11 protein-coding genes and 1 riboswitch are annotated in these 15,473 nt (G+C 72.2%); of the genes, 3 read left to right on the plus strand and 8 right to left on the minus strand.

Features of this window, described 5'->3' with window-relative positions:
• Positions 1 to 227: 227 nt before the first annotated feature.
• The 3 genes from ACFYZJ_RS02100 to ACFYZJ_RS02110 all read right to left on the minus strand — a co-directional run bounded on the left by ACFYZJ_RS02100 (position 228) and on the right by ACFYZJ_RS02110 (position 5,370).
• Positions 228 to 2,771, minus strand: a complete 2,544-nt coding sequence (locus ACFYZJ_RS02100; protein ID WP_388561838.1) for a polynucleotide kinase-phosphatase — start codon at positions 2,769 to 2,771, stop codon at positions 228 to 230.
• Positions 2,768 to 4,345 carry a 3' terminal RNA ribose 2'-O-methyltransferase Hen1 gene (locus ACFYZJ_RS02105; protein WP_388561840.1) on the minus strand — a complete coding sequence of 526 codons (1,578 nt, stop codon included), beginning with the start codon at positions 4,343 to 4,345 and terminating at the stop codon, positions 2,768 to 2,770. The genes ACFYZJ_RS02100 and ACFYZJ_RS02105 overlap by 4 nt, the downstream gene beginning before the upstream one ends.
• A gap of 101 nt (positions 4,346 to 4,446) precedes the next feature.
• Positions 4,447 to 5,370, minus strand: a complete 924-nt coding sequence (locus ACFYZJ_RS02110; protein WP_388561842.1) for an LLM class F420-dependent oxidoreductase — start codon at positions 5,368 to 5,370, stop codon at positions 4,447 to 4,449.
• Positions 5,371 to 5,581: 211 nt separating this feature from the next.
• Here ACFYZJ_RS02110 and ACFYZJ_RS02115 point away from each other — a divergent pair, with 211 nt between their 5' ends.
• Complete coding sequence (locus tag ACFYZJ_RS02115; protein WP_388561844.1) at positions 5,582 to 5,764, plus strand: hypothetical protein; 183 nt, start codon at positions 5,582 to 5,584, stop codon at positions 5,762 to 5,764.
• A gap of 115 nt (positions 5,765 to 5,879) precedes the next feature.
• Here ACFYZJ_RS02115 and ACFYZJ_RS02120 read toward each other — a convergent pair whose 3' ends face one another.
• The 4 genes from ACFYZJ_RS02120 to ACFYZJ_RS02135 all read right to left on the minus strand — a co-directional run bounded on the left by ACFYZJ_RS02120 (position 5,880) and on the right by ACFYZJ_RS02135 (position 8,576).
• Positions 5,880 to 6,356 carry a DUF6099 family protein gene (locus ACFYZJ_RS02120; protein ID WP_388561846.1) on the minus strand — a complete coding sequence of 159 codons (477 nt, stop codon included), beginning with the start codon at positions 6,354 to 6,356 and terminating at the stop codon, positions 5,880 to 5,882.
• A 176-nt stretch (positions 6,357 to 6,532) separates the two neighbouring features.
• The gene (locus ACFYZJ_RS02125; RefSeq protein ID WP_388561848.1) at positions 6,533 to 6,886 is read right to left on the minus strand and encodes a nucleotide pyrophosphohydrolase; all 354 of its coding nucleotides are present in this window, start codon (positions 6,884 to 6,886) and stop codon (positions 6,533 to 6,535) included.
• Complete coding sequence (locus ACFYZJ_RS02130; protein ID WP_388561850.1) at positions 6,883 to 8,085, minus strand: AAA family ATPase; 1,203 nt, start codon at positions 8,083 to 8,085, stop codon at positions 6,883 to 6,885. The genes ACFYZJ_RS02125 and ACFYZJ_RS02130 overlap by 4 nt, the downstream gene beginning before the upstream one ends.
• 101 nt (positions 8,086 to 8,186) lie before the next feature.
• Positions 8,187 to 8,576 (minus strand): cell division protein SepF, encoded by a 390-nt coding sequence (locus ACFYZJ_RS02135; RefSeq protein ID WP_388561852.1) that lies wholly within the window; start codon positions 8,574 to 8,576, stop codon positions 8,187 to 8,189.
• Between the two features lie 267 nt (positions 8,577 to 8,843).
• On the opposite strand from ACFYZJ_RS02135, the gene ACFYZJ_RS02140 reads away from it, so the two are divergent.
• Positions 8,844 to 12,866: a molybdopterin-dependent oxidoreductase gene (locus ACFYZJ_RS02140; protein ID WP_388561854.1), complete on the plus strand. Its 4,023-nt coding sequence runs from the start codon at positions 8,844 to 8,846 to the stop codon at positions 12,864 to 12,866.
• 146 nt (positions 12,867 to 13,012) lie between these two features.
• Positions 13,013 to 14,758, plus strand: a complete 1,746-nt coding sequence (locus tag ACFYZJ_RS02145) for a hypothetical protein (RefSeq protein WP_388561856.1) — start codon at positions 13,013 to 13,015, stop codon at positions 14,756 to 14,758.
• Between the two features lie 57 nt (positions 14,759 to 14,815).
• Here ACFYZJ_RS02145 and ACFYZJ_RS02150 read toward each other — a convergent pair whose 3' ends face one another.
• Positions 14,816 to 15,163 (minus strand): ArsR/SmtB family transcription factor, encoded by a 348-nt coding sequence (locus ACFYZJ_RS02150; RefSeq protein WP_388561858.1) that lies wholly within the window; start codon positions 15,161 to 15,163, stop codon positions 14,816 to 14,818.
• Between the two features lie 90 nt (positions 15,164 to 15,253).
• Positions 15,254 to 15,461, plus strand: a riboswitch (cobalamin riboswitch).
• Positions 15,462 to 15,473 lie beyond the last annotated feature (12 nt).

Here is a 15,473-nt window from a genome sequence, read left to right on the forward strand (position 1 = left end):
ACCGGGACGGGACCGGGACCGGGGCGGGACCGGGACCGGGACGGGACCGGGACCGGGACCGGGACGGGACCGGGACCGGGACCGGGACGGGACCGGGACCGGGACGGGACCGGGACCGGGACGGGACCGGGACCGGGACGGGACCGGGACCGGGACGGGACCGGGACGGGACCGGGACGGGACCGGGACCGGGACGGTGGCCCGGCCCCCACTGCGGCGCGGTCGAGTCACAGGCGGGGGTCGACCGGCTCCGACTCCAGGGCGAGCACCGCGAACACGGCCTCGTGCACCCGCCACAGCGGCTCGCCCTCCGCCAGGCGGTCCAGGGCTTCCAGGCCCAGGGCGTACTCGCGGATCGCGAGGGAGCGCTTGTGGTTCAGGAACCTCTGGCGGAGCCGGGCGAGGTTGTCCGGGCGCGTGTACTCCGGGCCGTAGATGATCCGGAGGTACTCACGGCCCCGGCACTTGACGCCCGGCTGCACCAGGCGGCCGGCCGCGCTGCGGACCAGTGCCTGAACCGGCTTGACGACCATGCCCTCGCCGCCCCGGCCCGTCATCTCCAGCCACCAGTCGACCCCGGCCCGCACCGACTCCGGGTCGCCGGTGTCGACGTACAGACGGCGGGTCGTCTGCAGCAGGCCGGTTCCGTCGTGCTCGACCAGCCGGTCGAGCAGCGCCAGCTGCTCGTCGTGCGGCACGGCCGCGAGACTGCGGCCCTGCACCGCGAGGAGCTGGAACGGCGCCAGGCGGACGCCCTCCAGACCGTCCGTCGACCAGCAGTAGCGGCGGTAGGCCGCCGTGAACGCCGCCGCGTCGGCGGCACGTCCGCGCTGGCGGGCCAGCAGGCCGGCGACGTCGACGCCCCGGTCCGCCACGCCCTCCAGCGCGGCCAGGACGCCCGGGAACGCGGCACCGGACGCCGCGCCCACCGCCGCGTACTGACCGCGCAGCAGCCCCGACGCCTTCAGCGACCACGGCATCAGCTCGGCGTCGAGCAGCAACCACTCGGTCCCCAGTTCCTCCCACAGGCCCGCACCGCCGATCGCCGACCGCAGCCGGTCGAGGATCTGCTCCGTCACGGACTCGTCGTCGAAGAACGGCCGGCCGGTGCGCGTGTAGAGCGAACCCGTCGGGCCGTCGACTCCGAACCGCTCGCGCGCGGCCTCCGCGTCCCGGCACACCAGGGCCACCGCCCGCGACCCCATGTGCTTCTCCTCGCACACGACCCGCGCGACGCCGTCCTCCCGGTACTGCGCGAAAGCCTCCTCGGGGTGCTCCAGGTAGCCCTCGACACGCGAGGTGGCCGTGGGTGCCATCGTCGGTGGCAGGTACGGCAGCAGGCGCGGGTCCACCGCGAAGCGGCTCATGACCTCCAGGGCCGCCGCCGCGTTCTCCTCGCGGACCGAGACCCGGCCCGCGTTCCGGGTCTCCACCGCCCTGCGGCCGTGCACGTCCGCCAGGTCCAGCGGACGGCCCTCGTGGCCGCCGGGCGCCTCGGTGGCCAGCGGCCGGGCCGGCTCGTACCAGACCCGCTCGGCCGGTACGTCCACCAGCTCCCGCTCCGGCCAGCGCAGCGCGGTCAGCTTGCCGCCGAACACGGCGCCGGTGTCCAAGCAGATGGTGTTGTTCAGCCAGGTGGCCTGCGGGACGGGCGTGTGGCCGTACACCACCGCCGCCCGGCCCCGGTAGTCCTCCGCCCACGGGTAACGCACCGGCAGCCCGAACTCGTCCGTCTCCCCCGTCGTGTCGCCGTACAGCGCGTGCGAGCGGACCCGGCCGGAGGTGCGGCCGTGGTACTTCTCGGGCAGGCCGGCGTGACAGACGACCAGCCGGCCGCCGTCGAGGACGTAGTGGCTGACCAGGCCGTCGATGAACTCCCGTACCTCCCGCTTGAACTCCTCGCTCTCGCCCTCCATCTGCGCGACGGTCTCGGCGAGTCCATGGGTGCGCTGGACGTTGCGGCCCTTGAGGAACCGCCCGTACTTGTTCTCGTGGTTGCCCGGCACGCAGAGCGCGTCGCCCGACTTCACCATGGACATCACGCGGCGCAGCACGCCCGGGCTGTCCGGGCCCCGGTCGACCAGGTCGCCGACGAAGACCGCCGTACGGCCCTCGGGGTGCACGCCGTCGACGTAGCCCAGCTTGCCGAGCAGCGCCTCCAGTTCGGACGAGCAGCCGTGCACGTCACCGATGATGTCGAAGGGGCCGGTGAGGTGGGTCAGGTCGTTGAAGCGCTTCTCGGTGACGACGGTCGCGTTCTCGACCTCCTCCACGCCCCGCAGGACGTGCACCTTGCGGAAGCCTTCACGCTCCAGGTGCCTGAGCGAACGGCGCAGTTCGCGGGTGTGGCGCCGGATGACCCGGCGGGGCATGTCCGCCCGGTCGGTGCGGGCCGCGTTGCGCTCGGCGCACACCTCCTCCGGCACGTCGAGCACGATCGCGATGGGCAGGACGTCGTACTGCCTGGCCAGGTCGATCAGCTGACGGCGGGCGTCCTGCTGCACGCTCGTCGCGTCCACGACGGTGCGACGGCCGGCCGCGAGGCGCTTGCCGGCGATGTGGTGCAGCACGTCGAAGGCGTCCCGGGTGGCGCTCTGGTCGTTCTCGTCGTCGGACACCAGGCCGCGGCAGAAGTCGGAGGAGATGACCTCGGTCGGCTTGAAGTGCCTGCGGGCGAAGGTCGACTTGCCCGATCCGGAGGCGCCGATCAGCACCACGAGGGACAGGTCGGTGACGGGCAGCGTGCGCCCCTTGGTCTCGCTCACGGTCATGCCGCCCTCCCCTCCTTCGTGATGGTCGTGGTGGTGTTCGTGGTGCTCATGGTGGCTGTGGTCGAGGTCGTCGCGGTGGTCAGGGTGAACACGGCCATCTGCGTGGGCGGCCCCACCTCGGGGTCGTCGGGGCCCACGGGCCGGAAGTCGACGGTGTAGCCGTGCCGTTCGGCGACCCGGCCCGCCCAGGCCCGGAACTCCTCACGCGTCCACTCGAAGCGGTGGTCGCCGTGCCGGACGTGCCCGGCGGGCAGGCTCTCCCAGCGCACGTTGTACTCGACGTTCGGTGTCGTCACGAGGACGGTGCGCGGACGGGCCGCGCCGAACACCGCGTACTCCAGGGCGGACAGCCGGGGCAGGTCGACGTGCTCGATCACCTCGCTCAGCACGGCGGCGTCGTACCCCTTGAGCCGGCGGTCCGTGTACGCGAGCGAGCTCTGGAAGAGCCGGACGCGGGACGCCTGCCGCTCCCCCATGCGGTCCAGTTTCAGCCGCCGGGAGGCGATGGTGAGCGCCCGCATCGACACGTCCACACCGACGATCTCGGTGAACCGCGTGTCCTTCAGCAGTGCCTGCACCAACTGGCCCTGCCCGCAGCCCAGATCCAGCACCCGGGCGGCGGCGGACTCCTTCAGCGCCGCGACGATGGCCTCCCTGCGCCGCACGGCGAGCGGGACCGGCCTCTCCTGCGTCCCCGTCTCCTCCTCGACCGCGCCGTCGCCCTCGTCCGCCGCGGTGTCGATCTCCCCGGCTTCGTCGGACGGCTCGACCGCGTTGTCGATCTCGTCCACGTCGCTGTCGTCCGCCTCCGCGAGCCGCACCAGCTCCAGCCGCTCCATCGCCTGCCGGGTCAGCGACCAGCGGCGCCCGAGGTAGCGGCTGGTGATCAGCTTCTGCTCCGGGTGGTCGGGCAGCCAGCCCTCACCTGCTCGCAACAGCTTGTCGACCTCCTCGGAGGAGACCCAGTAGTGCTTGGCGTCGTCAAGGACGGGCAGCAGGACGTACAGGTGGCGCAGGGCCTGCGCCAGGGTCAGGGCGTCGGACTCCAGGACGAGACGCACGTAGCGCGAGTCGCCCCACTCCGGGAACTCGGTGTCCAGCGCGACCGGTTCGGCGGTGACCGCCCAGCCGAGCGGCTCGAACAGACGCCGTACGAGGTGGGGCCCACCGCGGGCCGGGAGCGCGGGTATCTCGATGCGCAACGGCAGCGGCTGCTCGGCGCGCCCCGGCAGGGCCTTGCACACGCCCCTCATCGCGGTGGAGAACACGCTGCTCAGCGCCACGGCGAGCAGGGAGGACGCCGCGTAGGGGCGGTCGTTGACGTACTGGGCGAGCGCCGCGTCGGGCGCGCCGCCGCGGCCCTTGCCCCTGCCCCTGCGCACCAGCGCCACCGCATCGACCTCCAGCAGCAGCGCGGCCGTGCAGCGCTGGGCATCCGCCTCGGGGTAGAGGACGTGAGCCGTGCCGTAGGAGGTGGAGAACGCCTGCGCGGTGTCGGGGTGCTTGTGCAGCAGGAAGCCGAGGTCGGTCGCGGGGCGTTCGGGTGTGCCGGTGGTGCCGATGGTCAGGAACATGCCCTGAGTCTCCCGGCCGCCGGGCACCGGGGGCCACCGGATTTCGAACCGTGCCGCCCGCCCCGGAGGGCGGGGCGGACACGTCCCGCGAGCCGTCCGAGCTACTGCAGCTGGGACTGGACCCGCGAGGAGATCAGCTCCAGGTGGTCCAGGTCGTCGAGGTCCAGTACCTGGAGGTAGACACGCTGGGTGCCGATCTCCGCGTACCGGCCGATCTTGTCGACGACCTCGGCCGGGGTGCCCGCGAGGCCGTTGGCCTTCAGCTCGTCGACCTCGCGGCCGATCGCGGCGGCACGGCGCGCCACCTCCTGGTCGTCCTTGCCGACGCAGACCACGAGTGCGGTGGAGTACGTCAGGGCGTTCGGGTCCCGTCCGGCCTCCGCCGCGGCAGCCCGGACCCGGCTGAACTGACGCTCGCTGTCCTCGATCGACCCGAACGGGATGTTGAACTCGTCGGCGTACCGGGCGGCGAGCCGCGGGGTGCGGCTGGCGCCGTGACCGCCGATGAGCACGGGGATCCTGTCCTGGGCGGGCTTGGGCAAGGCGGGCGAGTCGGTCAGGTCGTAATACTTTCCATGGAAGTCGAAGGTCTCGCCGGTCTTGGTCGCCCACAGCCCGGTGACGATCTCCAGCTGCTCCTCGAGGCGGGCGAACTTCTCCGTCGGGAACGGGATGCCGTACGCCTTGTGCTCCTCCTCGAACCAGCCCGCGCCCAGGCCCAGTTCGACGCGCCCGCCGGACATCTGGTCGACCTGGGCGACCTGGATGGCGAGGACGCCGGGGAGCCGGAAGGTGGCGGCGGTCATCAGTGTGCCGAGGCGGATGCGCTTGGTCTCACGGGCGAGGCCCGCCAGGGTGATCCAGGCGTCGGTGGGGCCGGGGAGGCCATCCACGCTGCCCATCTTCAGATAGTGGTCGGAGCGGAAGAAGGCATCGAAGCCGAGGTCCTCGGTGGCCTTGGCGACGGCGAGGAGCGTGTCGTAGGTGGCGCCCTGCTGGGGCTCGGTGAAGATGCGAAGATCCATGCGTCCATCCTGCACGGTCGAACACCGGTCGGCCGAACCCTCCCGCTGCCGCTCTCCGGCCCCGGGCGGGTGAAAATCCGTCCATCCGACAGGCCGATGTGCGGATGATCGGTGACCGTGTCGGGTGGTGATCGTTGCTGGTGCGGAGCCGGACCGCCCGGCACCCGTCGCCGGCGGCCGCGCCCGGGGGCGTCAGGGCCGAGGAGGTCTCATGTCCCAGCACATGTCCCAGGAAGCCGTGTCCCCCGGCGGGGTACCGCAGGAGGCTGCCGCCGGTCGGCCTGAGGGGTTGCTGGAGCGGATGGAGCAGCTGATGGCGGCGCTCACCGCGGACCTGACGGAACTGGGGGCGGAGCTGCGGGGGCCGCAGGCCGGGGACGGCGACCGAGGCTGAGCCGCCGCCCCCTGCCCGGGACGGGGCGAAGGGGCCCCGCTCCGCCCGCCGCCCGGACGGGTCGAAGGGCACCCCCCTCGGTCCCCGTAGGTGCCGGGTGGAAGGGCACCGCCATTCAGCCCGGCGCCCGGTCCCGCTCCCGTATCTCGCCGTCTCTCGCCGCCAGTCTGCGCAGCATCTCCCTGACCCGGTCCCTCGACTCGTCCGCCGCGTCTATCGCCTCCATGCACTGCCAGTACGTGCCCTCGTCGTCCGCCGCGCTCGCCACCGCGACGAGGGCCATGCCCAGTTCCATGAGGAGGGAGCCGAGGTCGAGGAGCCCCTTGCGGGCGTCGCCCAGCTCGGTGAGCTGGGCCGCGCGCAGATCGGCCACGTCGACGGGCGGCGTGTCGAGCACGCCGCAGCCCCTGCCCGCCAGCTCAGTCAACCCCAGTGCCTCGCCCCGCAGTTCGGGCGGGCCGGAGACCGCCAGGCGACTTCCGATCGCCTGTGCCAGGGCGTAGGCCTGCCATGCCTCCGCCATGATCTTCGGCCCGTCCTCGCTCCCCGCCAGGGCGCGCCTGCTCGCCATGATGAGCCGCACCGCGTCCATGCCCTGCCCCCGCTCTGTCCGACGCGCTTCCGCACGTCTGCCCGAACTCCGGTGTCCACTACCCAGAGTGAGGGCAGTCGGGCCGAAAAGCCAGAGCTGGTACGAAATCTGTGGACAACCAGGGGAGATGTGGACAACTCAACGACTCCGGAGAGTGACGGTCCAGGGTCTTGTGATCATTCCTTTCCCGGTGCCGGAAACCTCTCCTCGTTGCGGTCGATCTTCGCGTCCAGTGCCGCCAGCGCGTCGATGCCCAACACCTCGCAGAGTTGGAGCAGGTACGCCAGGACGTCCGCGACCTCGTCCGTGACCCGGTGGGCCGTGTCCGGGTCCTCCATCACGCGCGCGGACTCCTCCGGCGTCAACCACTGGAAGATCTCGACGAGTTCGGACGCCTCCACGCTCAGCGCGGCCACCAGGTTCTTGGGAGTGTGGTACGGCTGCCAGTCGCGGGCGGCCGCGAAGTCGGCGAGCCGGCGCTGCAGCCGCGCCACGGTCAGGTCCTCGCGCCGCCCGGGTTCCTCTGTCACGCGCTCAGGTCTACCACCGTCACGCCGTCCGCCCCCGCTGCCCGGGGCACCTCGCTCATCGCGCCCACCAGCCGGATGTGGCCCCGCTCGCACATCCGCGCCGCCAGCCGGAGCAGTTCCTGCACCTGCCGCCGGTCCATGCGGCGGTCGAAGCCGTCCGCCAGGACGGTGAGGGTCTGCAACGCCGCCGGTACCTCACCGGCAGGGTCGACCTCCAGGACGCCCGGGCCGGTGAGCAGGACGAGGGCCAGGGCCACGTACCGCAGTTCCCCGTCGCCCAGCAGCTTCAGCGGGGTGCGCTGTCCGTCGCCCCGGTCGAGCAGCGCGCGGACCGTGCCGTCGCCGAGCGGGTCCGCCAGCAGGTCGACCACTTGTCCCGGGCACCCGGCGGCGACCGCCGCGGTCAGCAGCGCGTGCCGTCGGCCGCACTCCGCGCGCGTGCGCCACAGGACGTCCGCGAGGTTGCCGCAGTCCGGCAGCAGCCGGCCGGCGCCCAGCGGGACGGGGGCGCGCATCCGACCGGGGCTCGGGTCGCAGGCGAAGACCGAGCGCAGGGCGACCACCATCTGCTCGGCCGCCGCGAGCACCCGGCGCTGGCCGTCGGTCTTGCCGGCGACGCGTAGCGGCAGCAGGGCGGTGCCGAGGCGGTCGTCCGGCAGCGGGCCCCGGGTGACCGGGGTTGCGCCGGCGGTGTGCCAGGCCGCCTGCACCACCGGGCGGCGCGGGTCGCGCAGCGCGGTCTCCAGCAGGACCAGACCGCCGGAGGCCAACCGCTCGCCGACGATGCGGAGTTCGGGCTCGGCCTGCACGGCGACGTCGAGCCGGACGGGTCCCTCGGGTCCGTCGGCCGTGCAGCCGATCCGGAATCCGCGCCGCCACTGGGCGTCGGGCCGCGCCCGCTCGGGCACGCAGGCCACCGGGTCCGGGAACACCTCCGCCAGCTCCGCACCGCCGCCGAGCCGGGCGAGCGCCTCGTACGCCTGCAGCGCGCGTGACTTGCCCGAACCGCTCGGCCCGGCGAACAGCGTGAGGGGACCCAGCGGGAAGGTGGCGCGCCGATGCCCGGCGAAGGCGGACAGCCGAAGTTCGGTGACACACGGCCGGTCCGGACGCGGGCCGGCGGCAGCGGCCGGCAGGGGGACAGCGGACGCGGCTTGCTCAGGGGCGGCGGGCGTGGGTGGCGCAGATGACAGGGTCATATCCGGGACCGTAGGTCTGTGGCCGGCCGGCGAACCGTTCCGGCCCCGCGGGCTTCCTACGATCGAGCGATCGGCGGCCCGTCGGGAACTCGGTCGGGGACTCAGACGCCGGGAACCCCCGCCTCCTCCATGAGTCCGCGCACCTCCGTGCCCCGCGGCGTCAGCAGGAACACATTGCGGTCCACCCGGTGCATCCCGCTCGACAGCCCGAAGACGACGCCCGTACTGAAGTCCAGGACCCGCTTGGCGACGTCCGTCTCCGCGCCGGTGAGGTCGAGCAGGACCGGTACCCCCGCCATCAGGGTCTCGGCGACGTCGCGGGCGTCCGCGAACACATTGACCCTCAGGACGACGAAGCGGCGGCGCGCCTCGGTCTCCGCCTCGGGCAGCGCGCGGTGGTCGACCGCCGACGGCCAGGCGTCCCGGCCCCGCAGCGGAACGACCTGAGCGAGCCCCTCCCACTGTTCGTCGGTGACATCGTGGCTGTTCACCGGCCCTCCCCGTGTCGGCTCGCACTCATCGTCTGCACCAGGCAATTGTTGCGCATGGTCACCCGTTCGGCCCAACAGCGACACGGACCGCGACACTCCCGGGGTCACTCAAACGACACTCCCCGGGTCACTTCGGCCGGAGAGCGCCCCTCCAGTACCGCGCCGGCGCCGCCTCACAGCGGTTTCGCGCCCGGTGTGCAGGGCGCGTAACGGCTCAAGATCGCGCACGTGACATCCGCGTAACGGGCAATTCGTACGGTCGACGACATGACCACGAGCCCCGGAACGCAGCAGATACGGACCGTCTGCTCGTACTGCGGCGTCGGCTGCGGGATCGTGCTCGACGTCGCGACCGGTCCCGACGGCCGCCGTCGCGTCGTCAAGGCGTCCGGTGACAAGGAGCACCCCGCCAACCGCGGCCGGCTGTGCACCAAGGGCGCCACCACCGCGGACATGCTGTCGGCACCCGGGCGGCTGACCACGGCGCTGGTGCGCGACGACCGGGGCGCGGAGCCGGTGCCCGCGCCCGTGGACGCGGCCGTGCGCGAGACCGCCCGCCGGCTGCGGGAGATCGTCGACGAGCACGGCCCGGACGCTGTCGCGTTCTATGTGTCGGGCCAGCTGAGCCTTGAGGCGCAGTACCTCGCCAACAAGCTGGCCAAGGGCTTCGTACGGACCAACCAGATCGAGTCGAACTCGCGGCTGTGCATGGCGAGCGCGGGCGCCGGTTACAAGATGTCGCTGGGCGCCGACGGCCCGCCGGGCTCGTACGACGACCTGGACAAGGCGGACGTGTTCCTGGTCATCGGCTCGAACATGGCCGACTGCCATCCGATCCTCTTCCTGCGGCTGATGGACCGGGTCAAGGCGGGTGCCAAGCTGATCGTCGTCGATCCGCGGCGCACCGCCACCGCCACGAAGGCCGATCTGTTCCTGCAGATACGCCCCGGCACCGACCTCGCCCTGCTGAACGGGCTGTTGCACCTGCTGCACGAGAACGGGCACACGGACGCGGACTTCATCGCCCGGCACACCGAGGGCTGGGAGGCGATGCCCGCCTTCCTCGCCGACTACCCGCCCGCGAAGGTCGCCGAGATCACCGGTCTCGCCGAGGAGGACATCCGCCGGGCGGCGCGGCTCATCGGTGAGGCGAAGGAGTGGACGAGCTGCTGGACGATGGGACTCAACCAGTCCACGCACGGCACCTGGAACACCAACGCGCTCGTCAACCTGCACCTGGCGACCGGCGCCATCTGCCGTCCGGGCAGCGGTCCGCTCTCCCTGACCGGGCAGCCGAACGCCATGGGCGGGCGCGAGATGGGGTACATGGGGCCGGGGCTGCCGGGCCAGCGGTCGGTGCTCGCGGCGGAGGAGCGGGCGTTCGTCGAGGAGCTGTGGGGGCTCGAGGCGGGCGCGCTGCGTGCGGACGGGGTGGGGCGCGGGACCGTCGAGATGTTCCAGAAGATGGCGGACGGCGACATCAAGGCCTGCTGGATCATGTGCACCAACCCGGTGGCGTCGGTGGCCAACCGCAAGACGGTCATCGAGGGCCTGGAGGCCGCCGAGTTCGTCGTCGCCCAGGACGTCTTCGCGGAGACCGAGACCAACGCGTACGCCGACGTGGTCCTCCCCGGTGCGATGTGGGCCGAGGCAGAGGGCGTCCTCGTCAACAGCGAGCGCGGGCTCGCCCTCGCCCGGCCCGCGCTGGACCCGCCCGGTGAGGCGATGGCCGACTGGCGGCTGATCGCGGCGGTCGCCCGGGAGATGGGGTACGCGGAGGGGTTCTCGTACGACAGCGCCGAGGAGGTCTTCGAGGAGATCAGGCGCGCCTGGAACCCGAAGACCGGCTGGGACCTGCGTGGGGTGACCTATGACCGGCTGCGGACCGGGCCCGTGCAGTGGCCGGCCGCCCGGGAGGACGGTCCGGCGCGCAATCCGATCCGGTACGTCGACGGCGGGCTGAGGTTTCCCACTCCGAGCGGCCGGGCCGCCTTCCACGCGCGGCCCCACCTGCCGCCCGCCGAACTGCCGGACGACGACTTCCCGTTCCTGCTGAACACCGGGCGGGTGCAGCACCAGTGGCACACGCTGACCAAGACGGGGAAGGTCGACAAGCTCAACAAGCTCAACCCGGGGCCGTTCGTGGAGGTGCACCCCGAGGACGCGGCCTCGCTCGGGATCGCGGACGGCGACCGGGTCGAGGTCGCCTCGCGGCGCGGGCGGGCCGTGCTGCCCGCGGTGGTGACGGACCGGGTGCGGCCGGGCTGCTGTTTCGCCCCGTTCCACTGGAACGACCTGTTCGGCGAGTATCTCAGCGTCAACGCGGTGACCAGCGACGCTGTCGACCCGATATCCTTCCAGCCCGAGTTCAAGGCGTGCGCGGTGGCGCTGGCGAAGGTGGCGGAGCCGGCACCCGCGAACCTTCCGGCGACCCCCGCCGCGACCGTCCCGCAGGTCCACGCTGCCGCCCCCACCGCCGACCCCTTCGGCCTCGCCCCCGCCCCTCCGCCGGTCCTGACCGCCCAGGAGCGCCAGTACCTCACCGGCTTCCTCGCGGGCCTCGGCTCCGGTGCCCCCGGTGTGCCCGTGCTGCCGCCGGACGCGCCCTTCAGCCCCGAGCACGCCCGGTGGGTCAACGGCGTCCTCGCCGGCATGTACTCGCGGGCGGGCAGCGCGCCCACGGAGCGGGAACCGGCCGTCCGCGAGGTCGTGGTGCTGTGGGCCTCGCAGACCGGAAACGCGGAGGAGTTCGCGGCGGCCACCGCCCAGCGGCTCACCGCGACCGGGCACCGGGCCACCCTGGTCGGCATGGACGAGGCCGACGTCAGCCGACTCCCGCGTGATGCCGACCTGTTGCTGATCACCAGTACGTTCGGCGACGGTGACGCGCCCGACAACGGCTCCGGCTTCTGGGACGCTCTCTCCGGCCAGGAGGCTCCGCGCCTGGACGGTGTGCGCTATGCCGTGCTGGCCTTCGGCGACTCGTCGTACGACGACTTCTGCGGACACGGGCGCCGGCTGGACGCACGTCTGCAGGAGCTGGGCGGTGTGCGCCTCGCGCCGCGCACCGACTGCGAACCCGACTACGAGCCGTCCGCGGACGCCTGGCTGGAGGCGGTGCTGACGGCGCTCGGCGGTGCCCCCGCGGCGGCCCCCGCCCAGCCGAAGCCGGGCAGACCCGCCCCGGCGACCGCCCGCCTCGTCGGCAACCGGCTGCTCAGCCTGCCCGGAGCGGGCAAGGAGGTGCGCCGGTTCACCTTCGACACCAGCGGAACCGGCCTCACCTACGAGACCGGGGACGCGCTCGGTGTGCGCCCGGTCAACTCGCCCGCCCTGGTGGCGGAGTGGCTGGAGGTGACGGGGATCGACCGTGCGGCCACCGTGGAGGTCACAGGTGTCGGCGAGGTGCCCTTCGCCGAAGCCCTGCTCAGGCATCTCGACATCACCCGGATCACCCCTGACCTGCTGCGCTTCGTCGCCGAACGGGCCCGGGACGACCGGGAGCTGCGACAGTTGCTGCGCCCTGACAACAAGGACGGTCTGGCGCGCTGGTGCTGGGGCCGGCAGGCCGTCGACGTGGCGGCCGAGTACGCGGTGCGGGCCTCGGCCGAGGAGTGGGCGGGAGTGCTCAAGCGGTTGCAGCCCCGGCTGTACTCGATCTCGTCGAGCCCGCTCGTCGACCCGCACCGGGTGTCGCTGACCGTGTCCGTGGTGCGCTACGAGAGTCTGCGCGGGCGGGCCCGCGCCGGGGTCTGCGGCGGTTTCCTCGCCGACGCCGAGCCCGACACACCGGTGCCGGTCTTCGTACAGCGATCGCCGCACTTCCGGCCGCCGGCGGACGGCTCGACCCCGATGGTGATGGTGGGGCCCGGCACCGGGGTCGCCCCCTTCATCGGTTTCCTCCAGGAACGCCGCGAACTGGGGCGCACCGCACCGAACTGGCTGTTCTTCGGCGAGCAGCACCGCGCCACCGACTTCTACTACGAGGAGGAGCTGACGAAGCTGCGGGAGGACGGCGTGCTCACCCGCCTCGACACCGCCTTCTCCCGCGACCAGCGCGCCAAGGTCTACGTCCAGGACCGGATGCGCGAGCACGGCCCCGAGCTGTGGCACTGGCTGAGGGAGGGCGCCCGCTTCTACGTCTGCGGGGACGCCTCCCGCATGGCCAAGGACGTCGACCGGGCGCTGCGGGACATCGCCGTCCTGCACGGCGGTCTGAGCGAGGCGGAGGCGGCCGCGTATGTGAAGCAACTCGCGGCGGAGAAGCGGTATGTGCGGGACGTCTACTGATGTTCGGTGACGTCCACCAGCGCCTGGTCGATATGCAGAAAACCACCGTTGAGGCAACCCCCCACACACGTATCTCTCACCCTTCCCACACCGGAGTCTTTACTTCCAGGCGCTCGACGTTCATGAAGCCCTCCTACGTTCCTCGCGTGCACTTGGCAGAAGTGAAGCCGTCGACAAGCGCCCGGTGGGTGCGCCCGCTGGTGGCACGTGGTGAGGAGGAACCGGGCCGGGCTCCCGCGCAGTGGCACCGCGTTCTCACCTTGCTCGCGAACATCAGCCTGTTCATCGGCACGCGCAGCGTGTGGAACAGCGCCGCCAGCCATCAGCCGCCGATCGCCGCGGTGATCTCCGTCTGCTACGCGTCGATCCTGGTGACGGGCGTACTCACGTTGGTGGTGCGCAGCAGCCGCTCGCTGACGCGCCTCGATCTCGTGGTCCTGCTGACAGGGATCACCCTCGTCTACTGCGCGGCCGGTGCGCTGCACGACTACAGCGACGAGTCGATCCTCACCATTCAGGCCGCCCGTGAGCTGCTGCACGGCAACCCGGTGTACGGACAGGCCTGGCCCTGGCTGTTCGGGCACCACAGCACCGTCGCCTACACCCCTACGGTGGACGGCGGCTACGACTTCACCTACGGCTATCCGCCGCTGACGGCGATGCTCACCGCACCGCTGCTGTGGATCGGCCACGGCGCGCTGCCCGAGGTCCTCGTCCCGACCACCGCGATCGTCCTCGGCACGATCGCCATGTGGAAGATGCTGCCGACGCCGTGGCGTTCGGCGGCCACCATGGTCTGCCTGGGCTTCGGCATGGTCCCGATGTACGCCCGGCTCGGCTATCCGGCGGTCGTCGCGCTGGCCTTCCTGATCCCGGTGGTGGTGCGCTGGACGCGGATGGGCACGGGCGGCCCGGCCGACTGGGCGCGGGCGGCCTGTCTGGGCGTGGCCTGCGCCGCCCAGCAGTTGCCGTGGTTCCTGACGCCGTTCCTGCTCGCCGGCGTCTACGCGCTGCGGCGCGGCGAGCTGGGGGCGCGCGAAGCGGCGTTCGCCGTGGGCCGGATCGTGGGAACCGCCGCCGGAACCTGGCTGCTGATCAACGCGTACTTCATCGTGACCGAGCCGCGCACCTGGATGGAGGGCATCGCCCTGCCGCTCACCCAGGGTGCGATCATCCACGGCCAGGGTCTGGTCGGCATCTCCCTGTACTACACCGACGGCAGCGACCGTCTGTCCTGGTACTCGCACGCGAGCATGCTGCTGGCGGCGGGTCTGCTGGCCCTGTTCGTGCTGTTCGTGCGCCGGCTGGGCCCGGCGGCGACCGTGCTGCCCTGGTGCGCGTTCTTCCTGGCGACCCGCTCGCAGGACGGCTACTACCTGATGATGACGCCGCTGTGGCTGGCGGCCGCGGTCACCGTGCCGCCGTCCGCGTTCGCCACCGCCTGGCAGCCCCGGCTGCTGCACGGTCGGCGGACGGCCCGCAGGGTGCTGGCCGGGGCCCTGGTGGCGCCGGCCCTGGTGGCCGTGACGGTGGCGGCTACCGGGAAACCGCCGTTGCGGATGCAGGCCCTCGGCTCCACCCGGAGCACGCCTCAGACCGTCAAGACGCTCACCGTCCGTGTGAACAACGCCGGCGACTCGGCTGTCCAGCCCCACTTCGCGGTGACCACCGGCCAAGGCATGAGCAGCTACTGGAAGGTGCTCCAGGGCCCGTCGTCCGTCGGCGCCCACGCCTCGGCCACGTACCGGATCCAGGCGCCGGGCACGGGCTTCGCGATACCCAAGAAGGGCACCCGCATCCGGCTGCGGGCCTTCACCTCGTCGCCGATGACGCTGTCGAGCCAGGACATCCACCTGGCGCCGCAGAAGGACCCGGCCTCCCACAACAAATGAGCCGTCGACGAGAGGTGAGCGCCGACAAGAAGTGAGCCGACAAGAGGTGAGCCCTCGTCAGGCCACCTGCTTCAGCAGCTCGTTCACCACCGGATCGATGACCCGGTAGCGGACGATCCGTCCCTCCTTCTCACCCGCCACCACCTCGGCCGTCCGCAGCAGCCGCAGTGCCTGCGAGACGGCCGGGTCGTTCATGCCGGTCGCCACCGCCAGGTCGGAGACGGCCAGCGGCCCGGCCCGGTGCAGGGCCAGCAGCAGGGCGAGCCGGCCGGGGTCGGCGAGCAGCGAGAAGCGTTCGGCCCAGGTGCGTACGGCCTCTGGGGCGCCGATGGCCTCGATGGCCTCGCAGACCCGGTGGCCGTCGATGGTGCGCCTGCCGGCGCGGTCGGCGGGGACGAGATGCATGCGCACATTCTCCCAGCTGTCCCCGTGTGATCTTCGATACCTCTCGATACCTGCGCAACTGTGCAGTCTTGCAGGCGTTCCGCCCCGGCCCTAAGGTGGGCGGGCCGTGGTGTTCGGGAAGACCGGTGAAAGTCCCCAGGGACTCAGGCCGGAGCGGCCCTCGCCACTGTGATCGGGGAGTTCCCGTCCCGTGCCACCCTTTTTTGGGTGGCGCCACTGGTCGCACGTCGACCGGGAAGGCTAGGGCGGGCGCGTTGATCCGTCAGCCAGGAGACCGGCCACGGCATCTCACGAAGTGATCCACGAGGTG

Source organism: Streptomyces sp. NPDC001848 (assembly GCF_042891915.1).
Taxonomy (GTDB): Bacteria; Actinomycetota; Actinomycetes; order Streptomycetales; family Streptomycetaceae; genus Streptomyces.